This is a genomic window from Streptomyces sulfonofaciens, from assembly GCF_014656295.1.
In the GTDB taxonomy this organism is placed as follows: Bacteria; Actinomycetota; Actinomycetes; order Streptomycetales; family Streptomycetaceae; genus Streptomyces; species Streptomyces sulfonofaciens.
This window is the reverse complement of sequence record NZ_BNCD01000011.1, coordinates 1-20,820: the sequence shown is the minus strand read 5'-3', so window position 1 is coordinate 20,820 and position 20,820 is coordinate 1. Positions and strand designations below refer to the sequence as shown.

General features: G+C 74.1%; 18 protein-coding genes. 13 read left to right on the top strand and 5 right to left on the bottom strand.

Going from position 1 to position 20,820, the window contains the following annotated elements; genetic code table 11:
* The 3 genes from IE313_RS18640 to IE313_RS18630 all read left to right on the top strand — a co-directional run bounded on the left by IE313_RS18640 (position 1) and on the right by IE313_RS18630 (position 4,005).
* Positions 1-1,023, top strand: coding sequence for a MurR/RpiR family transcriptional regulator (locus IE313_RS18640; RefSeq protein ID WP_189933629.1), 1,023 nt, complete (start codon positions 1-3; stop codon positions 1,021-1,023).
* A complete protein-coding gene (locus IE313_RS18635; RefSeq protein WP_189933627.1) occupies positions 1,020-1,781 on the top strand; it encodes a sugar isomerase domain-containing protein in 762 nt (253 codons plus the stop codon). The genes IE313_RS18640 and IE313_RS18635 overlap by 4 nt, the downstream gene beginning before the upstream one ends.
* Positions 1,782-2,019: 238 nt before the next feature.
* The gene (locus IE313_RS18630) at positions 2,020-4,005 is read left to right on the top strand and encodes a glycoside hydrolase family 20 protein (protein ID WP_189933625.1); all 1,986 of its coding nucleotides are present in this window, start codon (positions 2,020-2,022) and stop codon (positions 4,003-4,005) included.
* A 113-nt stretch (positions 4,006-4,118) separates the two neighbouring features.
* Here IE313_RS18630 and IE313_RS18625 read toward each other — a convergent pair whose 3' ends face one another.
* Positions 4,119-5,174, bottom strand: a complete 1,056-nt coding sequence (locus IE313_RS18625; protein WP_189933623.1) for an N-acetylglucosamine kinase — start codon at positions 5,172-5,174, stop codon at positions 4,119-4,121.
* Positions 5,175-5,470: 296 nt separating this feature from the next.
* On the opposite strand from IE313_RS18625, the gene IE313_RS18620 reads away from it, so the two are divergent.
* Together IE313_RS18620 and IE313_RS18615 are read left to right on the top strand one after the other, a co-directional pair.
* The gene (locus IE313_RS18620; RefSeq protein WP_189933621.1) at positions 5,471-5,896 is read left to right on the top strand and encodes a PPOX class F420-dependent oxidoreductase; all 426 of its coding nucleotides are present in this window, start codon (positions 5,471-5,473) and stop codon (positions 5,894-5,896) included.
* A 178-nt stretch (positions 5,897-6,074) separates the two neighbouring features.
* Complete coding sequence (locus IE313_RS18615; protein WP_189933619.1) at positions 6,075-7,334, top strand: Rieske 2Fe-2S domain-containing protein; 1,260 nt, start codon at positions 6,075-6,077, stop codon at positions 7,332-7,334.
* A gap of 78 nt (positions 7,335-7,412) precedes the next feature.
* Here IE313_RS18615 and phtC read toward each other — a convergent pair whose 3' ends face one another.
* The gene (gene phtC, locus IE313_RS18610; protein ID WP_189933617.1) at positions 7,413-8,171 is read right to left on the bottom strand and encodes a 3,4-dihydroxyphthalate decarboxylase; all 759 of its coding nucleotides are present in this window, start codon (positions 8,169-8,171) and stop codon (positions 7,413-7,415) included.
* A 556-nt stretch (positions 8,172-8,727) separates the two neighbouring features.
* Here phtC and IE313_RS18605 point away from each other — a divergent pair.
* Positions 8,728-9,531, top strand: a complete 804-nt coding sequence (locus tag IE313_RS18605; protein ID WP_189933615.1) for an IclR family transcriptional regulator — start codon at positions 8,728-8,730, stop codon at positions 9,529-9,531.
* A gap of 79 nt (positions 9,532-9,610) precedes the next feature.
* On the opposite strand, the gene IE313_RS18600 is transcribed toward IE313_RS18605, so the two are convergent.
* Positions 9,611-10,426 (bottom strand): IclR family transcriptional regulator domain-containing protein, encoded by an 816-nt coding sequence (locus tag IE313_RS18600; RefSeq protein WP_189933614.1) that lies wholly within the window; start codon positions 10,424-10,426, stop codon positions 9,611-9,613.
* 58 nt (positions 10,427-10,484) lie between these two features.
* On the bottom strand, positions 10,485-11,354 hold the full coding sequence (locus tag IE313_RS18595; protein ID WP_189933612.1) for a citrate/2-methylcitrate synthase: 870 nt from the start codon (positions 11,352-11,354) through the stop codon (positions 10,485-10,487).
* Between the two features lie 219 nt (positions 11,355-11,573).
* Between IE313_RS18595 and IE313_RS18590 the strand changes: the two genes are divergently transcribed.
* The 4 genes from IE313_RS18590 (at position 11,574) to IE313_RS18575 (ending at position 15,680) form a co-directional block, all read left to right on the top strand.
* Positions 11,574-12,434: a DODA-type extradiol aromatic ring-opening family dioxygenase gene (locus IE313_RS18590; RefSeq protein ID WP_189933610.1), complete on the top strand. Its 861-nt coding sequence runs from the start codon at positions 11,574-11,576 to the stop codon at positions 12,432-12,434.
* Complete coding sequence (locus IE313_RS18585) at positions 12,431-12,790, top strand: hypothetical protein (RefSeq protein ID WP_189933609.1); 360 nt, start codon at positions 12,431-12,433, stop codon at positions 12,788-12,790. The genes IE313_RS18590 and IE313_RS18585 overlap by 4 nt, the downstream gene beginning before the upstream one ends.
* Positions 12,791-12,901: 111 nt before the next feature.
* A complete protein-coding gene (locus IE313_RS18580) occupies positions 12,902-14,080 on the top strand; it encodes a CaiB/BaiF CoA transferase family protein (RefSeq protein WP_189933607.1) in 1,179 nt (392 codons plus the stop codon).
* A gap of 64 nt (positions 14,081-14,144) precedes the next feature.
* Entirely contained in the window at positions 14,145-15,680 is a 1,536-nt protein-coding gene (locus tag IE313_RS18575) for an amidohydrolase family protein (RefSeq protein WP_189933605.1), read from the top strand.
* 47 nt (positions 15,681-15,727) lie between these two features.
* Here the strand turns inward: IE313_RS18575 and IE313_RS18570 are convergent, their stop codons facing one another.
* The gene (locus IE313_RS18570) at positions 15,728-16,297 is read right to left on the bottom strand and encodes a GNAT family N-acetyltransferase (RefSeq protein ID WP_189933603.1); all 570 of its coding nucleotides are present in this window, start codon (positions 16,295-16,297) and stop codon (positions 15,728-15,730) included.
* A 229-nt stretch (positions 16,298-16,526) separates the two neighbouring features.
* Here IE313_RS18570 and IE313_RS18565 point away from each other — a divergent pair, with 229 nt between their 5' ends.
* From IE313_RS18565 to IE313_RS18555, 3 genes are all read left to right on the top strand, one after another.
* Entirely contained in the window at positions 16,527-17,921 is a 1,395-nt protein-coding gene (locus IE313_RS18565) for an FAD-binding oxidoreductase (RefSeq protein WP_189933601.1), read from the top strand.
* A gap of 100 nt (positions 17,922-18,021) precedes the next feature.
* A complete protein-coding gene (locus IE313_RS18560; protein WP_189933599.1) occupies positions 18,022-18,900 on the top strand; it encodes an SDR family oxidoreductase in 879 nt (292 codons plus the stop codon).
* Between the two features lie 344 nt (positions 18,901-19,244).
* Positions 19,245-20,732, top strand: coding sequence for an alkaline phosphatase family protein (locus tag IE313_RS18555; RefSeq protein WP_189933597.1), 1,488 nt, complete (start codon positions 19,245-19,247; stop codon positions 20,730-20,732).
* Positions 20,733-20,820: the final 88 nt, after the last annotated feature.

Here is a 20,820-nt window from a genome sequence, read left to right as displayed (position 1 = left end):
ATGGCCAAGGGAGGGCTCATCCCCCGGCTGCGCGCTCTGCGCCCGGAGTTGAGCGGCGCGTCCGCCCGGGTCGCCGACCGTCTGCTCGCCGACCCGGCGGGCGCCGCGGCCATGACCATCCAGGAACTCGCCGCCGCCGCCCACACCTCGGCGGCGACCGTGACCCGCGTCTGCCGCCGGGCCGGCCTGGACGGTTACGCCGAGCTGCGTATCTCACTGGCCACCGAGTCGGGCCGGGAGGCCGGCGGGGCATGGCGCGCCGACCTCGGCGAGGACATCGACGTCGCCGATCCGCTGGAGCGGGTGCTCGCCGTGATCGCCGCGCGTGACGCGGCCGCCATCCACGACACCGTCACCGGCCTGGACACCGCCACGCTGGAGGCGGCGTGCGACGCGCTGGCAGGCGCCCGCAGGGTGGACCTGTACGGGGTGGGCGGCAGCGCCATCGTGGCCACCGAGCTCCAACTGCGCCTGCACCGCATCGGCTGCGCTGCCTGGGCGTGGGCCGAGGTGCACTCGGCGCTCACCAGCGCCAGCCAACTGGGCCCGCGGGACGTGGCAGTCGGCATCTCGCACACCGGCGAGACCGCCGAGACCTGCCGGCCGCTGGCCGTGGCCGGCGCCCGCGGCGCCACCACCATCGCGCTGACCAACGCGAGCGGCTCCACCCTCGCGAGGACGGCCGGCACGGTGCTCACCACCTCGGTGCGCACGGTCAGCCTCCGGCCGGACTTCCTCGCCGCGCGCCACTCCCAACTGATCGTGCTCGACGCCCTCTACCTGGGTGTCGCACAGCGCAGCTACGGCCGCACGGTCGCGGCCCTAGAGGCCACCGCGGCCACCATCGCCGAGCACCGCAGGGCCCACCCGGCCAAGCGGGCCGTCCCCCGCGTCCGTGCGGACCGCGGCGGCGACGGGGATCCGGCCGCCGGCGCGGATCCCGCCACCGGCCGGGAGCCCGCCCACGGGGCGGGTCCGGCCGGACACGATCCGACCCCCACGGAGAGGGACACCCCCAGATGACTTCCGACACCATTTCCGGCGCCGCCTACTGGGAGACGGTCTCGCAGGCGCTGCCGGACACGGTCGAGCTGGCGAAGGAGAGCGTCGCCCGGGCCGCGGACCTGATCGCAGCCGCGCTGCGCGACAAGGGCGTGATCCAGGTGTTCGGCACCGGGCACTCCCAGGCGCTCGCCATGGAGGTCGCGGGCCGGGCGGGCGGGCTCGTGCCCACCAACCAGCTCTCCATCCGCGACCGGGTGCTGTTCGGCGGCGAGGACCCCGCGATCGCGCTCGACCCGTTCGCGGAACGCGACCCGTCCGTCGCCGCGAAGGTGCTGGAGCTGGCCGAGATCCGGCCCGCCGACATCTTCCTGATCGCCAGCCAGTCCGGCGGCAACGGCGCCATCGTGGAGATGGCGAGGCTCGTCAAGGAGCGCGGGCACCGGGTGATCGCGCTGACCTCGGTGGCCCACTCGTCCGCGATCACCGCCCGCCACCCCAGCGGCCTGCGGCTCTTCGAGGTGGCGGACGTGGTGCTGGACAACCGCGCCCCGTACGGCGACAGCACGCTCCGGTTGCCGGACGGGACGGGCGTGTGCGCGCTGAGCACCATCAGCGGCGCCGTGCTCATCCAGATGACCATCGCCGAGACGGTGGCCCGGCTGCTCGCCGCCGGCGTCACCCCGCCGGTCTACCAGTCGGCCAACGTGCCCGGTTCGGACGAGCGCAACGCGGCGCTGGAGGCGGAGTACGCGGGTCGCATCCGCCGGACCGCCTGAGCACGTCGAGCCTGAGCACGTCGACCGCCTGACACGTCGACCGCCTGGCACGACGGCCACCGGGCACGTCGACCGCCGGGCACCGCCGCAGCCGCCGCAGCCGGCAACCCCCGAGCGAGCGCCCGGCGGGCGCCCGCCCCGGCCCGCGCCACCCACCCACCCACCCAGGGTGGCGCGGGCGCCGCGTACCGCAACCGCGAGGCACCGCAAGGCCGGAGAGTGTGAGGAGAAAGTCGTGATGCGCCATTCCCTACCGCGGACGACGTCCAGATGGGCGGTCCGCGTGCTGTCCGCCCTTGCCCTGCTCGTGCCGACGGTCCTGCCGGCCGCCGCGACCGCCCGGAGCGCCGCCGCCTCCCCGAGCACCGGGGCCGCCGCGTCCGCCCCCGGTGTGCTGCCCGCCCTGACCCACTGGACCCCGGGCACCGGCAGCCTGCGGCTCGGGCACGGCTCGGCCGTGGTCGCCGTGGACCGGGCGCTGGAGGCCGACGCGGGTGTCCTCGCGGACGACCTGGCCGGCGCGAGCGGCCTGCGGCTGCCCGTCGCCACCGGCGCCCGGCACCGTCCGGGCGACGTGGTCCTGCGCCTCGACCCGTCCCGCAAGGACCTGGGCACCGAGGGGTACGCGCTCGACGTCTCCGACGGCGTCCGGGTGACCGCGGCCACGGAGACCGGCGTGTACTACGGCACCCGCACCCTCGTGCAGATGCTGGACGGCGGCCGGAGCCTGCCGAGGGGCTCGGCGGTGGACGTGCCGCGCTACGCCGAGCGCGGCGTCGACGTGTGCGCGTGCTACATCCACGTCTCGCTGGCCTGGTTCGAGCGCCTGATGCGCGACATGTCGTACCTGAAGCTCAACCAGCTCCAGATCGAGGCCAAGGTCGCCAGCGACGTGGACCCCGCGACGAAGTTCTGGGGCTACTACACCAAGGACGAGGTACGGCGGCTGTCCGCCCTGGCCCGCGAGTACCACATCACGCTGGTGCCGGAGATCAACTCGCCCGGGCACATCGACCCGTACCTGGAGAACCATCCCGAGCTCCAGCTCACCGACTCCTCCGGCGCCAAGTCGCCGACGCGGCTGGACATCACCAAGCCCGAGGCGTTCGCCTTCTACACCAAGCTGGTGGACGAGGCGCTCTCGGTCTGGGACACGCCCTACTGGCACATGGGCGCCGACGAGTACATGCTCGGCTCCGACTTCGCGAACTACCCGCAGATCGGGGCCTACGCCAAGGCGAAGTACGGCGCCGACGCCACACCGCAGGACGCGTTCGTGGACTTCGTCAACCGGGTGGACGAGCACGTCCGCGCGGGCGGCCGGACCCTGCGGATCTGGAACGACGGCCTCAACGGCCAGAACACCGTGCCGGTGAACAAGGACGTGGTGATCGAGCACTGGCTCACCGAGACCGGTGCACAGCCCTCCGCCCTGCTCGCCGCCGGCAACCCCGTGATGAACTCGGCCTACTCGCTGTACCTGGTGCGCGGCGGCTTCCACATGGACACGCAAAAGCTCTACGACAGCGACTGGACGCCGCTGGAGTTCGAGGGCGAGTCGCTGAGCGGGCCCCAGCCCGGCGTCACCGGCGCGCAGATCTCGCTGTGGCCCGACTCGGCGGCCGCCGAGACGGAGAACGAGGTCGAGGCCGACACGTTCATGCCGCTGCGCTTCGTCGCCCAGACCACCTGGGGCGGCCCGAAGCCGGCCGCCGGCTACGCCGGGTTCACCGCGCTCGCCGAGCGCGTCGGCCACGCGCCCGGCTGGCAGAACGTCACACGCCTGCCCCTGGCGGACGGCACCTACGCGATGTCCCTGCGCGGCTCGGGCGAGCGCCTGGCCGCCCCGTCCGCCGACGCGGCGGCCCCGGTCCGGTTCGCCGCCGGCTCCTCGGCGACCTGGGCCCTGACGTCCACGGCGGACGGCTACTACGTGCTCCGCGCGGTGCACGACGGCAAGCCCGGCCAGGAGTGCCTGGACGTGGTGGACGGCAAGCACTACCTGGGCGCGCCGCTGGAGGTGGGCGCGGCCGTCAGCCAGCAGCCCTGCTCGGACGCCACCCGCACCCAGCGCTGGCAGGCCGTCGCCCACGGCGGCACGGTGCACCTGGTCAACGCCATCTCCCAGCTCGACCTGGCCGAGGGCCCGGACGGCGGCGCCGTGCAGACGGCGCCCGACGTGCAGGCTCCGGCCGAGCTGACGGCGGTGCGCGCGCAGGGATGACCGGCGCGTGAGCGGCGCCCGCGCCCCGACGGCGCCCCCTTGCGGTGCCTGACGGCCGGCGCCCGGTACCCGGCGCACGGCAAGGGGCGCACGGCGCCAGCACCGCCGCTCGCCTACGGCGCGCGGAGCAACTCGGCCTCCGGATCGGCGGTGACGTCGGTCCGGAGGCCATTCGCCGGTCGGGCCCCCGGCAGCAGGCGGGCCAGGGCCGCGGCGCCGGTCGTGCCGTCGGGCACGGGTTGCGGGCGCAGCCCGAGCCCGGCCAGGACGGGCGCGAGACGGGGCAGCAGCGGACCGTTCGGGCCGAGCAGTCCGCCGGTGGTCACCAGGGTCTCACCGGGCACCGGATCCAGTGCCCGCACCGACTCGGTCAGGGCCTCGACGGCGCCGTCCAGCAGGGCCGCCGCCACCTCGTCGCCGGCGTCCGCGGCCGCCACCGCCAGCGGGCACAGCCGTGCGAGCGCGAGCGGTCCCCGCGCGATCAGGGCCTCCAGCAGGCGGGCGCGTACGCGCTCGCGCTCGCGCCGCCCGGCGGGCGGTTCGGCGACCGGGTCGCCCAGGTGCGCGGTGACGGCGGGCACCAGCGCCGTCCACGGGCCCCGCCCGTCCAGCGCCCGCAGTGCGGCGCGCCCTGCGCGGCGGCCGATCCAGTGCCCGCTGCCCGCGTCGTCCAGCATCCAGCCGTGCGCGTCGACCGTGGCCACCACCTGCCCGGCGGCGAACCGGATGACGGCGCTGCCGGTCCCGGAGAGCACCAGCAGCCCGTCCCCCGGCGCCCCGGGCGCCGCGGCGAAGGCCACCTCCACATCGCTGCGCACCCCGACGGGCACGCCCGCGGGCACGCCGTGCCGGGCCAGCGCGGTCCGCAGCGCCGTCAGGGCCGTGTCCCTGCCGGGGTCGTCGGGCAGCAGCCAGGACGCTCCGGCGAACCCCGCCACCACCCCGCGCAGCCGCCTGCCCGCCCCGGCGGGCAGGGCCCCGGCGAGCGCGGCGGTGAGGTGGTCGGCCAGCTCGGGGGCGGCCACGGAAAGGGCGTTGCCCGGTCCGCCGGTGCCGCGGCCCAGCACCCGCCCGCCCTCGACGGCGAGGGCGCGGGTGCGGGTGCCACCCGCGTCGATCCCGACGTGGACGCCCTCGCCGTCCACCGTCCCGCTCGCCGGCCCGGCCATCCGCACACCCTTTCGCCCTGGGCGTCCCCGCCCCGTTGAAACCGCCCGCCACCTGCACCGACGAGCACTCCCCCACGGTCGTCCAGCACAGTCGACCCCGTCCGGTACGTCAAGCGGCGACCGGTAACCATCAGGTGTCGCCGGGCACGCGCACCCGCCCCCGGCTCCGGTGCGGGCGGCATCCCGGTCCCGGCGCCACCGGTCGTGCCCGTACGGCCCCGGTCACCGGCATCTGGTCCGCCGGGGCCTGTTTCTGACCGTTGTTAAGGTGACGCGCGGACAGAAAGGGACAGATCATGAACACTCTGCCATCCGAACTGCGCGATCTCATCGCATCGGGCCCGATGGCCCATCTGAGCACCATCAACGCGGACGGCAGCCCGCAGGTGACCGTCATCTGGATCGGCCTGGACGGCGACGAGATCGTCAGCGGCCATATGTCACGGCATCTGAAGCTGCGCAACATCGAGCGGGACCCGCGGGTGGTGCTCACCTTCGACGCGCCGCGCACCCCCGGCGTCTTCCTCAACGAGTACGCCATGCTCCGGGCCAGGGCCACCGTCGAGCCGAGCGAGCACGCCTGGGACCTGCTCGACCGTCTGGCGAAGGTGTACATGGCCCCGGACGCCCGGTTCCCCGCACCGCAGGGCCCCGGCTACGTCGTGCGCTACGCGATCGAGCGCATCGGGGGCGTCGGCCCCTGGGCCCCGGCACGGCGCTGAGCCGCACCCCGGCCTGGACGGCGCCGAGCCGCACCCACGCCGGGACGGCGTCGACAGGGCGCCCTGGGCCTCCGGACGACCAGCCCGAGATCTGCCGACTTCGTATGAAAGCAGTACGATGCCGGATATCTCGTGTTCGCCACGCTTGCAGCAGTGCCCTACGCGCAAGGAGAGGCCCATGACCGAGACACAGCCCGTGCGGGACGGGAAGAGCGCCCGGGGCGGAAAGAGAGCGGCCGGGCCGGGGGGCGCCCCGGCCGGCGGGCCCGACCGGCGGCCCGCAGGCACGGCCGACCTGCGGCGCACGGGGATCGATCCGAACTTCTGGTACCCCGTCGCGCTCGCCTCGGACGTACCGAGGAACAAGGCGTCCGCCGCCGTCTTCGCCGGCGAGCGGATCGCGCTGTACCGCGGTGCGAGCGGCACGGTCCACGCCCTGGAGGACCGGTGCGCCCACCGCCAGGTGCCGCTGAGCATGGGCGTCGTGGAGGGCGACGCGCTGCGCTGCTGCTACCACGCCTGGGCCTACCGCGGAAACGGCCGCATCTCGCAGATCCCGTACCTGCCCGAGGGGGTCGCCAAGCCGCCGCGCGGGGTGCGGTCCTATCCGGTCCGCGAGGCGTACGGCCTGCTGTTCGTCTTTCCGGGTGACCCGGCGAGGGCGGCCGCCACCCCGCTGCCCGTGCTGCCGGAGTTCGACTCGGCCGGGCACAGGACCATGACGTTCTCGCGCACCGTGCACTGCCACTACTCCTTCCTGCACGAGAACCTGCTCGACATGAACCACCAGTTCCTGCACCGGGGCGTCCTCGGCCGGATCCATCCGCGGCTCCTCGGCTACGACAGCGGCCCCGGGTTCGTCGAGGCCAGGTACCTCTTCGTCCCGGCGGGCGGCAGGAAGGACCGCGGCGCGGGTCTGCTGTCCGGCGAGGGCGTGGGCCGTGGAACGTCCCGCGACGTCATCACCGTCCGCACCCAGTACCCGTACCAGACCCTGCGGTCCGTCCCCGAGGACACCGAGGTGCCCGCGTTCTCGCTCTGGGCCGCCTACGTTCCGCAGGACGCCGAGCAGCGCACCACGCACGCCTTCGGTCTGCTCATGATCGCGAAACCGCCGGTACCGGGCGCCCTGCGACTGGCGTGGCCGTTCATCCGGCGGTTCACCGAGCGGGTGTTCGCGGAGGACCGGATGGCGGTCGAGGCCGAGCAGCGCGCCTGGGACGAGCAGGGCGAGGACTGGAACCAGGAGGTGTTCCCGCTGATCCTGGACGTCAGGGACGTGCTGCGCGGCAACGGCGTGCCGATCCGGCCGGAGTCCGCGCTGTGCGGCGCCGCGGCGCTGTGCGGCTCGGGCGCGGCACCGCCCGGTGCGGGCCCCGCCGCCGGGGCGCGCCGGCCGAAGCGCCGGGGGGCCGCCCGGCCGTCCGGAGTGGGCTGATCCCGCGGCGGGCGGGCGCCGCCGCGCTCCGCCCGCCGCCCACGGTCCGGCCCCGGAGGCGCCCCGGGACCGGCCCGGTCAGTCGAGACCGAGCCCCGCGTGCTCCAGCCGGGCCAGGTGGCTGCGGAAGACGGTCTCGTCGTTGAACGCCGAGCCGAGGTCGGGGAGTTCGGCGACGTCGGAGTCCGGCAGCGCGGGCGGGGTGCGGTGCACGGCGGCGGCCAGGGTCATCCTGGCCAGTGTCTCCATGTTGAGGGCGCGCACCACGGCCTGCTGGACCGTCTGGCCGGTGGCGACGACACCGTGGCCGCGCAGGATGCACACCGGCTGCCCGGCGAGCGCCGCGGCGACCTCGCGGCCGAGTTCGGGACGCGTGATCAGGACGGCGCGCGGATAGACGGGGATGCCGTCGAGCGCCATCCGCATGGCGGGGATGTTGTAGGCGCCCACGATGGGCCGCAGGGTGAGGCCCGCGAGGTCGGCGGCGACCACGCTCGGCGGGTGGATGTGCACCACGGCCCGCACGTCGGGCCGGGCGCGCAGCACCTCGCGGTGGATGGGCAGTTCGTTGGGGACGCGGTGGCCGCCGGACAGGGCGGTGTCGCCGTCCAGGCCGACCCGGTGGACGTCCTCGGCCTCGGTGAACAGCAGTCCGCGCTCGCGCGGGCCGCGGCAGCGGATGTGCAGGGTGCCGTCGTCGTCGCGCAGGCTGATGTGGCCGAGGATGTCCTCCGCGAGGCCGCGGTGGGCGAGGATCCGGCAGCCGAGGGCGATCAGCCGCCGGGCCTCTTCTGCGGTGGGTGTCGCGGGGGCGGGGGTGTCGTGCGGGGTGGTCATGGTGGCGTTTCCCGGGGTCGTGCGGTGTGCGGGACGGGTGGGCGCGGCAGTGTTCCCTCCTCCTCCGCAATTCCGCATAGAAGAAGTTACTTCCCTCCTGCGGAGGCTGCCATCGGGGTCGGCGAACAGTCAAGGACCGCGGCCGGGGTGTCCCGGAGGATGTGCGCCGCAGCGGTCCCGGGGTCCGAGGGACGGGAGGTCGGCGGACGGGGGAACGGGGAACGGGGGACGGGAAGCGGGAAGCGGGAAGCGGGAAAACGGGGAACAAGGCCGCCCGGGATCCGGGCGGTCTGCGCGGCGGCTGCTGCGTCGGGCGGCGAGGAGGCGCCCGGCGGCGCGGCTCCTTCAGTCCTCGGCACGAGCTTCGCCCCCGGGGCCCCCGGCTCCGGGAGCACGCCGTACGGGCCCGGTTCCCTCCTGGCCTCCCCCTCTCCGCGCCGGCAGGCGACCACCCGGCGGGCGTGACGCGGCCGAGGTCCTCGCCCGGGCGCCCACCGCCCCGAGGAGAACCGTCTGACCAGGCCCGCGCCCGCACGGCCCGCGCTATGATCGGCCGATGGCTCAGGGAAAGGCGGTCGACAAGGCGGACCGCGCCGGCGCGAAGCCGTCCTACCCCATCACCTCCGTGGGCAACGCGCTGCGGCTGCTGCTGATGTTCCGCGACCACAAGCGCCTGCGCCTCACCGATGTCGCCCACTCCCTGGACGTCGCCGACTCCACCGCGCACCGCCTGCTCGCCATGCTCATCCAGCACGACTTCGTGCGGCGCGAGGAGGACCTGCGCGTCTACGTCGCCGGGCCCGCGCTGCTGGAGATCGGCCTGGCCGCCGTGCGCAACCTGGACATCCGCAACCTCGCCCGGCCCATCCTCGCCGACCTCGCGCTGCGGGTGAACGAGACCGTCCACCTGGCACAACTCGAAGGCGGCCGGATCCGCTACCTGGCCGGCGCGGAGAGCAACCGGGCGCTGCGGGTCGCCGACCGCACCGGCCAACTGATGCCCGCCCACCGCACCGCCACCGGCAAGGCGCTGCTCGCCGAACTGACCGCAGCCCAGCTCGACGAGCTGTTCGCCTCCGAGACGCCGGGCGCCCTGCGGCCCGAGGAGCGCGGCGCGCTCGACGCCGAGCTGTCCCGGGTCCGCGACCAGGGCTACGCCACCAACCACCGCGACGCCGACGAGGACGAGATCGTGTCCGTGGCCACCGTCGTGCGCGACCGCCGCGACCTGGCCGTCGCCGCCCTCAACGCCTCGGCCCCCGCCACCCGGATGCCCCGCAAGCGCCAACTGACCGTGGTCCGCCATCTGCATGCCGCGGCCTCCCAGCTCGAGACCCTGCTGAACAACGCGGTCGGCTGACGTCCGGCCCGCGGCCCGGGCGGCCCACCGGCGGCAGTCCCGCACCGCGACCCGGCGGCACAGTCACGGCGGCGGCCGGTCAGGGCCCGTCCTGCGGGGGCTCCGCCGTGACGACGGGCATGCTCCGCCAGGCCGCCCAGTCGGCGCTGACCGCGCTCGCCGTCCTCAGCAGCCGCGGCAGGTGGTGCTCCACCAGTGACTCCACGGAGGTCTCCGCGGCGTGCACGGTGACGTTCATGGCCGCGATGACGCGCCCGTCGCCGTCCCTGACCGGCACCGCGACGGACCTGACCCCCACCGCCAGGTCCTCGTCCGCCAGCGCCCAGCCCCGGGCCCTGACCTCGCGCAGCACCGGTTCCAGCTCCTCGGGGCCGTACCGGCGCCGGGGGGTGACACCGGACCTGCCCGGCTGGTCCAGCACCTCGGCGAGCCGCTCGGGCGGCAGCGCCGCGAGCAGCACCCTGCCCTGCGAGGTGGCGGACGCCGGGAAGCGGGTCCCGATCGTCACCGCCAGCGCGATGATCCTGGGCACGGCGACCCTGGCGACGTAGACGATGTCCGAGCCGTCGAGCTGCGCCATGGACGACGACTCGCCGGTCTCGGCCACCAGGCGCTCCATGTGCGGGCGGGCGATGTCCCACAGCCCCTGCGAACCGATGTAGGCCATGCCCAGGTCGAGCACGCGGGGCGTGAGCGCGAAACCGCGGCCGGTGGCGGCGACGTAGCCGAGCTCCCGGAGCGTGAGGAGCATCCGGCGGGCCGTGGGGCGGGCCAGTCCCGTGGCGGACGCGATGTCGCCGAGCGTCATCTCGGGCTGCCGGGGCCGGAAGCTGCGCAACACGTCCAGGCCCCGTGCGAGGGCCTCGACGAAGTCGGGGCCGGTGTCCCGGCGCACGCCATCCCTGCCTCTCGCACCAGCACCGACGGGTGACCCGCCAGAGGATACCGGCACGCTAACCGGTCGGCGGTGGGACGTGGACGGTGTTGCGGTCCACCGCCGCGTAGACGCGCCCCGCGACCGGCCGCTCCTGCTCCTCCGCCAGGTGGCCGAGCAGGCCCGCGGTGCGGGCGAGCAGGGCGAAGCCGCGCAGGATCTCCGGCCGGAAGCCGAGGTCGGCGAGTGCGGCCCCGCACACTCCGGCGCCGTTGAGCGGCAGCCGCCTGCCGAGGATCTCGTGGTGGACGCGCCCGACCGCCTCGAACAGCCGCAGGTGCGGACCCCGCAGCCCCTCCTCGTCGGCCAGGGCGAGGATCGCGGGCGTGCGCGGGTCGCCCTGCTTGTGCACGGGGTGCCCGAGCCCGGGCACCAGCAGCCCGGCGTCCCTGCGGCGCCGGACGGCATCGCGCGCGATGCCGTCCCAGCGGGCGTCCGCGACACCGGGGTCCCCGGGGACCCGGGCGTGTCCGGCACCTGCGGGGTCCGGGTCCGGCGGCGCGCCCGCGGCGTCCCGTTCCGCGGCGGCCAGCGCCTCGGCGAGGAACCGGCCGGTGTCCTCGGTGACGCCGAGGAAGCGGGAGCCGCCGCCCAGCAGGCCGGCGGCCAGCGCGCCCTGGAGTGCGTCCGGTGCGCTCAGGTAGGTGAGGCGGGCGGCGATGGCGGTCGGGGTGAACCCGTGGTCGGCGAGCGCGACGAGCACGGCCTCGAAGACCCGGGTCTCGCCCGGGGTGGGCCGCCGCCCGGCCACCAGCCAGAACGCCAGCTCCCCGAACGTCACCTGCCCCAGCAGTTCGCCCGCCAGGTCCCTGCCCAGCAGCCGGATCGAGTCGGCGTCCGATGAGCCGAGCCGGGTCGGATACCCGTCCTGGTCCTGTTCTTCGGCCACGATCCCCACTCCCAACCGCGATGCGGACGAACGTCCGGACAACGGCCACGCTACGGGCGCCCCTCATGCAGGGCAACAGCACGAGCAAGCACCGGTTCCTGCCCTGCGCCGGGCGCGCGGGGTCGGCGTGCAGACCTCTTGACAGCGGTGGAACGGGCCGATCACCGTGAAGAAGCACAGAGAAGTGGCCGGCATACGGACGTCCGTCCGGAGGTGACCGTGGCACAGCTCGTGGCGGTACTCGCGACCACGCACCACCCGTTCTACTACCGGACGAGCACCCTGCCGCCCGGGGAACGGCCCGACTTCGCCGACGCCTGGGTGCGCAAGGTGGAGGCGTACCGCGAGACGCTGACCCGGATGCGTCCCGACGTCCTCGTCATGGTCGGCTCCGACCACTTCCACCAGCTCTGGCTGGACAACATGCCGCAGTTCCTGGTCGGCAAGGCGCCGTTCTACGACGCCAACTTCCACAACGAGGAGCGGGAGTTCGGCCTGCCCCGGATGCTGCTGCGGGGGCACGAGCAACTGTCGGCCCACATGCTGCGGGAGGGCCTGGACAAGGGCTTCGACCTGGCGTTCAGCAACGAGCTGCGGGTCGACCACAGCATCACCTGCCCGATCGTCACCCTGCGGCCGCAGAACGACCTGCCCATCGTGCCGCTCTACACCAACATCTTCGCGCCGCCGCTGCCGCAGCCGAAGCGGTTCGTGCAACTCGGCCGGGCGGTACGGGAGATCGTGGACTCCTGGCCGAGCGGTCTGCGGGTGGCCGTGATCGGCAGCGGCCACCTCTCCCTGGAACTGGGCGGGCCGAGGCAGTTCGGCCCGCACGGCCCCGATCCCGTGTTCGACCGGAAGGCGGTCGGCTGGATCGCCTCCGGGGACATCGAGGGCGCCCTGTCCGAGGTGAGCCTGGACAGCCTGTGGGAGCCGGGCAACGCCACCCACGGTTTCATGGACTTCCTGCTGATGATGGGCGTCGCGGGTGGGACCGAGGCCGCCCACGCGGACAGCCTGGACCTCTTCCACACGATGGAGGCCTACTTCACCTGGTATCCGAACGGGGCCGACGCATGAGCAGGTACCTGCTGGACAAGTTCCTCTACGACGTGGACCGCGACCCGGAGCTCACCGAGGCATACCGCGCCGACCCGGCGGCCCTGGTGGAGCGCTGGGAGCGCGAGCGGATGCGGGTGCTCACCGGTGTGCCCGGCGACGACACCACGTGGACACGGCTCACCGACGAGGAGCGCGGGGCGCTGGTCGCCCACGACTACGTGGCGATCCAGGAGCTGGGCGGCCACCCCTTCCTCACCCTGACCCTCTTCATCGCGCTCTTCGAACGCGACCACGCCGAACCGCTCGGCTTCCAGCGCGAGTACGCCCGGCGCCTCGCGCACTGGTCACTGCCCTACCCGGACATCGCCACCTGAGCCGGACACCCGGCGGCCCAGGCGCCCCCCGACGCCCGGACTCCACGCGCACCCGCGCACCCGCGCACGCAGGCACCCCCCGCAGGCGAAGCACCCGAAGGATCGAGGCCCATGACCTCCGACGACGCCCCCTCGACCGCACCGCACGGGCCCCTGGCAGGACTGGTGGTCGCCGACTTCTCCCGTGTCCTCGCGGGCCCGTACTGCACCATGCTGCTCGCCGACCTCGGCGCCGAGGTGATCAAGGTGGAGGGCCCGGGCGGCGACGACACCCGCACCTGGCTGCCACCGGTGCGGGACGGCGTCTCCACCTACTACCTCGCCGTCAACCGCAACAAGCGATCCGTCGTCCTCGACCTGAAGGACGCCGAGGACCGGGCCCTCGCGCACGAGCTGTCGGCGAGGGCCGATGTCATGATCGAGAACTTCCGGCCGGGCGGCCTGGCCAGGTTCGGCCTGGACTACGCGGCCGCACGTGACCGCAACGAGGCCGTCGTCTACGCCTCGATCAGCGGTTTCGGCAGCGGCGACGGCGCCGCGATGCCCGGCTACGACCTGCTCGTGCAGGCCATGTCGGGCCTGATGAGCCTGACCGGGGACCCGGACGGGGAGCCGTTCCGGGCGGGCATCTCGGTCTTCGACGTGATGACCGGGATGCACGCCGCCATCGGGATCCTGTCGGCGCTGCACCACCGCGAGCGTACCGGCCTCGGCCAGCACGTCGAGGTCAACCTGATGTCGTCGGCGCTGTCCGCGCTCGTCAACCACACCTCCGCGTACGTCGCCGGCGGCACCGTCCCGCTGCGCATGGGCAACGCCCACCCGAGCCTCTTCCCCTACGAGCCGCTGCCGACCGCCGACAAGGACCTCGTCGTCATCGCCGGCAACGACGGCCAGTTCCGCAAGCTGTGCGCGGTGCTCGGCCTGCCCGGCCTCGCCGACGACGAGCGGTTCAGGCGCACCGAGGACCGCACCCGCCACCGCGAGGAGCTGAGGCCGTTGCTGGTGGACCGGCTCAGGCAGCGCGGCGCAAACGAGTGGTTCGACCTGCTCACCGCCGCCGGACTGCCCTGCGGCCCGATCAACACCGTCCAGGGCGGAGTGGAGTTCGCCGAGCGGATCGGGCTCGCCCCCGTCGTCCGGGTCGGCGAGGGCGACGGGGCGGTGCCGTCCATCCGCAGTCCGATCTCCCTGTCGGCCACGCCGAGCCGCCATGTGCTCCCGCCGCCCAGACTCGGACAGCACGGTGAGGAGATCCGCGCCTGGCTGGCCGGCCCGCGGGACTGCTGACCCCCGCCTCCCTCCCCGCCCCGAACGACGCCCCACGCCAAGCAGAGAACGACGAGGTGACGACATGAGCAGTGCCCCGCAGCCCGACGACTTCCGGCCGGGCCGCCCGATCCTCTTCCGCAACGCCACGGTCCTCACCATGGACCGCGCGCTGGGCGACCTGGACGGCGGCGACGTGCTGGTGCGGGGCACGCGCATCGAACGGGTCGGGCGGGGGCTCGAAGCGCCGGACGGCGCCGCCGTGGTGGACGCGACCGGCGGCATCCTGATGCCCGGCATGGTCGACACGCACCGCCACATGTGGCAGACCGCCCTGCGCGGCCTCGGCGCCGACTGGACCCTCTCCCAGTACTTCGTCTTCTACTACCTCGACTGGGGCGGGATCTTCCGGCCCGAGGACATCCACGCGGGCAACCTGCTCGCCGGCGTCGAGGCGCTCGACGCCGGCGTCACGACCACGGTGGACTGGTCGCACGGCCTGCGGACGCCGGAGCACGGCGACGCGGCCGTCGAGGCCCTACGGTCGGTGCCCGGCCGCTTCGTCCTGGCGTACGGCAATCTGCTCGGCGCGCCCTGGGAGTGGGCCAACGCACCGGAGTTCCGGTCCTTCGTCGCACGGCACTTCACCGCCCGCGACGACATGCTCGGACTCCAGCTCGCCTTCGACGTCACGGGGGACGAGGCGTTCCCGGAGAAGGCCGCCTTCCAGGCCGCGCGCGAGCTGGCCCTGCCGGTCACCACGCACGCCGGGGTCTGGGGCGCGACCGGCGACGACGGCATCCGTCTGATGTGGGAGCACGGCTGCATGGCACCGGGCACCACGTACGTGCACGCGGCCACCCTCGGCGAGGACTCCTACCAGCGGATCGCCGCCTCCGGTGGCACGGTCTCGGTCTCCACGGAGAGCGAGCAGAGCGCGGGCCAGGGCTACCCGCCGACCTGGCTGCTGCGCCGGCACGGCATCCCGGTGTCGCTGTCGATGGACACCAGCGTGTGGTGGAGCGGGGACCTGTTCTCCGCGATGCGCGCCACGCTCTCGGCGGACCGCTCGCGGGAGCACCTCGCGGCCCAGACGTCGGGCGAGACCGTGGTGCACAACGCGCTCCGCGCGCGTGACGTCGTCCGGTGGGCCACGCTCGGCGGGGCCGAGGCGCTCGGCCTCGCCGACTCCATCGGCTCGCTCACGCCGGGCAAGAAGGCCGACCTGGTCCTCATCAGGAACGACCGCTCGCCCGCGATGTTCCCGCTGCTGCACCCCTACGGGCACGTTGTCTTCCAGGCGGGCCGCGGCGATGTGCACACGGTGCTGGTCAACGGCACCGTCGTGAAGTACCGCCACGAGCTGACCGGCACCGGCCTGGACCGCGCCCGGTCCTCGGTGGCCGCCACCGTGGCGTACGTACGTGCGGAGCTGGGCGAGGAGGCCTGGCGGCAGGCGCTCGAACCGGAGATCCCGGAGACCGAGCTGATCCACAACCCCTACGGCTACACCGAGTACCGGGGCGAGGGGGTGGCGGTGCGGGACGAGGGGGACCGGGCCCCTGGCCCGGCCGGCCGGCGGGCACCGGGGCCCGCCGGCCCGTCCGGCCCGCAGGGGTGACCGGCCGGCCGGGCCGGGCGCCAGTACCGCAACGGTGCTTGCGGTACTCAGCCCGCGGCGCCGCCCGGCCCGGCCGCCCGCCACTCCGGCGCGAGCACCGACCACACCTCCATGTCGACCCGCCTGCCGCGGTGGGGGTAGCTCTCGCGCAGCACGCCGTCCCTGGTCATCCCGAGGCGTCGCGCCACGGCGATGCTGGCCTCGTTCTCCGACGAGACGCGCCACTCCACGCGGTGCATGCCCCGCTCCTCGATCGCCCAGTCGATGATCACGCGGGCGGCCCTGGTCACCAGGCCCCGGCCCACGGCCGACGGTTCCAGCCAGCAGCCCGCCTCCGCGGTGCCGGTAGCGGTGTCCATCGTCCTGAAGAGGACTCCGCCGACCAGCCTGCCGTCCGTCCAGATGCCGTAGAGCCGTCCGGTGTCCGCGGCGGCCCGCTCGGCGTAGGACCGGAGGAACGAGCGGCTCGACGCCAGGTCCGTGACGCGGTCCGGCAGCCCGACGTGGCGGCCCACGAAGTCCCGGCCGCGCTCCATGTGCGCCAGCAGATCCTCGGCGTGCCACGGCTCCAGCGGCCGCAGCTCGGCACCGTCGCCACCGAGGGATATCGCGAACATCGTCGTCCTCCACCGTCGAAGCCGTCCCACCCGGCCGTCCCGGCGGGTGGGCGCGAGCACCGCCGCGGTCCCCGGGGCGGCGGGAGGGCCTGACGGTGTTATAACGCGCGGCTCCCGCCCTCCGCACGGCGGTTTCCCGGACCGTGCCCGCCCGGCCTGTCCACCGGCCCGGGGCGCCGCGCACGGACGGGTGTGCACCACGGGCCCGGATGGACGTACCGTCGAAGACATGGGTACGGCACACACCGCCGGCACTGCGGCCGCCGCACTGCGCAGCGGGTTCGCAGGCCGTGTGATCACCCCGGACGGTCCCGCGTACGACGAGGCGCGCGAGGTCTTCAACGCGATGATCGACCGGCGTCCGGCCGTCATCGCCCAGTGCGAGACGCCCGGGGACGTCTCACGCGCGGTGCGCTTCGGCCGGCGGGCGGGCCTGCGGATCGCGGTGCGCGGCGGCGGCCACGGCGTCGCGGGCACGGCCGTGGCCGACGACGCCCTCGTCGTCGATCTGCGCCGGATGAACGCGGCCGTCGTCGACCCCGCGGCCCGCACCGCGCGCGTCGCGGGCGGCGCCACCATGAGCGACCTGGACCGGGCCGGGGAACCCCACGGCCTGGCCACCACGGGCGGCCGGGTGTCCACGACGGGCGTGGGCGGCTTCACCCTCGGCGGCGGGACCGGGTGGCTGGACCGCAAGTACGGGCTGGCCTGCGACAACCTCCTGTCGGTCGACCTCGTGACGGCGGACGGGAGCGCGGTGCGGGCGAGCGAGGAGGAGAACCCGGAGCTGTTCTGGGCGCTGCACGGCGGCGGTGGGAACTTCGGCGTGGCGACCTCGTTCGAGTTCCGGCTGCACCCGCTGCCGGCGCTGACGGTCGTCATGCTGCTGTGGGACTTCGAGGACGGCCCGCGGGTGCTGCGCGCGTACCGCGACTACATGCAGGACGCACCGGACGACGTCGGCGGAGGGCTGCTCTTCCTCACCGCGCCGCCGGAGGAGTTCGTACCGGAGCCGCTGGTCGGGAGGCTCGCCTGCCTGGTGGTGGCCACCTACACGGGCCCCGAGGAGCAGGCGCGCACGGCACTGGCCCCGCTGCTCGGCCTCGGCCACCTCGGCGGAATGGTCACCGAACTGCCGTACGCGGACCTGCAGTGCATGCTCGACGACCCGCCCGGCTACCGCAACTACTGGTCGGCCGAGTACCTCAGCGCCCTCCCCGACGAGGCCGTGGACGCCTTCTGCGCAAGCGCCACCGACATGGTCGTGCCCTCACCGTCGCAGCACGTGATGTTCCCGCAGGGCGGTGCTGCGGCCCGCGTCGGGCGGGACTTCCCGGTGCCGTGGCGGCGGGCCCCGTGGGTGGCGCACCCCCTCGGCCTGTGGACCGACCCGGCCGACGACGAACGCGGCAGGCAGTGGGCGCGCCGGACCCGCGCCGACGTCAGGGAGTGGTCCGCCGGCGCCGTCTACCTCAACTTCATCGGCGACGAGGGCGCACAGCGGGTCGCCGCGGGCTTCGGCCCGGAGCACCACCGCAGGCTGGCGGCCGTCAAGGCGGCCTACGACCCGGACAACGTCTTCCGCCTCAACCACAACATCGAGCCCGGCGGCGCGACCGCGTAGCCGCACCGCCCCCGCACGCCGCCCGCACCGCGCCCAGGACTGCACACCGCCCGACGGGGCACCCGCTACATCCCATCCACCGTGCAGAAAGGCAGCGCACATGCCGGAGAACCCCAGCGGGCGGCCGCGGACGCCCGAACCCGAGTTCCCCCAGCAGGAGCAGGAGCACCCGGGCTGGACGGGCCCGATGGACCCGCCGCCGGACCACGGTGAGCTGTCGTACCGGGGCTGCGGGCAGCTCACGGACTGCAAGGCACTGCTGACGGGCGGCGACTCCGGCATCGGCAGGGCGGTGGCGATCGCGTACGCGCGGGAGGGCGCGGACGTGGTGTTCACCTACCTGCCCGAGGAGGAGAAGGAGGCGCAGGAGACGGCCCGGCTGGTGACCGACGCCGGCCGCTCCGCGCTCGCCGTCCCCTGCGACATCCGCGAGGAGGACCAGTGCCGCGACCTCGTGGACCGCGCCGTCGCCGAGTGCGGACGCGTCGACGTCCTCGTCAACAACGCCGCGTACCAGATGAGCCAGCCGGACGGGATCTCCGCGATCACCACCGAGCAGTTCGACCGTGTGATGCGCACCAACCTCTACGGGATGTTCTGGCTCTCGAAGTACTGCCTGCCGCACATCCCGCGTGGCGGGAGCATCATCAACACCACGTCCGTGCAGGCCTACAAGCCGAGCCCGCACCTGCTGGACTACGCGATGACGAAGGGGGCCATCGTCACCTTCACGCAGGGGCTGGCGCAGATGCTCGCGCCCGACGGCATCCGGGTCAACGCGGTGGCCCCGGGGCCGGTCTGGACCCCGCTGATCCCGGCGACCCTGCCCGACACCCGCGAGTTCGGCAAGCAGGCACCGCTGGGCCGCCCCGCCCAGCCCGCCGAGATGGCACCTGCCTACGTGTTCCTGGCCTCCCGGAACGCGAGCTTCATCACGGCCGAGGTCGTCAATGCCACGGGCGGCACCCCGCTGCCCTGAGAGCACCCGGGGGCCCTGCGCGCGCCCGGGTGCGCGCGGGTGACCGCGGGCGGGGCCGCCCCGGGGCACACCGTCCGGGCGCCCCGGGCCCCGGCGGTCCGGGCGCCGGAGACCCGGGGCCCGCGCCACCCGCGCCACCCGCGCCACCCGCGCCACCCGCAGGGCGACTTCGGGCGTAACTCCAGGCAACGCCCAGGCGTATGAGGACATTTACTCACTTACCAGCGCACAGTTTCAGCCACATTTAAGCCCCCGGCCATCTGGCCACCCAAGAGGTCACCATCCGGGCGCGTGAGTGTGTCGAGGCCCCCCACCGGCTCCTGTCCGGTCTCGAAAGGACCTCGATGAACGACAGCTCCCCCGCACGTCCCGCCGGAACGGGCCTGACCCGGCGAAGAATCCTGGGCTCGGCGGCCACCGTCGGCGCGCTCACCGCGACCGACATGGTGCTGCCCGCCAACCTCCGCAAGGCCATCGCGGAGCCCGCCCGGCGCGGCGGGCTCAGGGACATCGAGCACGTGGTGCTCCTGATGCAGGAGAACCGGAGCTTCGACCACTACTTCGGCACCCTCTCCGGAGTGCGCGGCTTCGACGACCCGAAGGCCGCGCGGCTGCCGAACGGCGACTCCGTCTTCGAGCAGCCCGACCCGGCCTCCCCGGCGGGCAGACTGCTGCCCTACCGGCTCGACACCCGTACCACCGCGGCCCAGGTCATCCCGTCCACCAGCCATGAGTGGGCCGTCCAGCACCAGGCGCTGAACGGCGGCAGGATGGACCAGTGGCTGCCCGCGCACCGGGCCGCGGACGGCAAGAACGGCCCCTACGTCATGGGCTACTTCACCCGCGAGGACATCCCGTTCCAGTACGCGCTGGCCGACGCCTTCACCGTCCTCGACCACTACCACTGCTCGGTGCTCGGCCCCACCGGGCCCAACCGCCACATGTGGCTGGCGGGCACCGTCGACCCGGACGGCGTCGCCGGCGGCCCGTCCCTCACCACGGGCGCGCCCAACGGCCAGTACTCCTTCACGACGTATCCCGAACGGCTGACCGACCACGGCGTGAGCTGGAAGTTCTACCACCAGGACGGCGCCACGGGACTGCCGACGCTCCAGCACATCGCGCAGTACTTCAACGCCCGGCCCGGCGACCCGCTGCACGACCAGGCCATGGCCTCCTCACCGCTCGGCCAGTTCGAGTACGACGCGCTCAACGACAAGCTGCCGACGGTGAGCTGGATCCTGCCGCCGTCCGGCTTCGACGAGCACCCGTCGGGCTCCCCGGCCGCCGGCGCCGCCTTCGTGTCCGGCATCATCGACGCCCTCGCGTCCAACCCGGACGTCTGGGCGAAGACCGTCTTCATCCTGTCCTACGACGAGAACGACGGCATGTTCGACCACGTCGTCCCCCCGACGCCGCCGGCGGGCACCGCCGGCGAGTTCGTCTCCAAGACGTCGGCGACCGGCGTGGACGGCGGCGGGCTGCCGGTCGGCCTCGGCTTCCGGGTGCCCGCCATCATCGTCTCGCCATGGACGGTCGGCGGCTGGGTGTGCTCCGAGGTGTTCGACCACACCTCGCAGCTCCGCTTCCTCGAACGCGTCACCGGGGTGCGGGAGCCCAACATCAGCTCCTGGCGCCGCAGGACGGTGGGCGACCTGACCTCGGCCTTCCGGTTCGGTGACACCAGCAGGAAGATCCCCGTGCTGCCGGACACCAACGGACGGCTGAACCTGTCCAAGTACCAGAGCACCCAGTTCCCCCTGCCGACCGCTCCCACCGGCGGCCAGCACCTGCCCGGCCAGGAGCCCGGCTCGCGCCCGCACGTCTCCTGAAGCACCCCTCCCCCCGTTATCTTTTCCGCGGTCCTGCAAGAGGGCTGCTGGCCTCCGGGCCCGGCATGACTGTTGCCCCCTGTCGAAC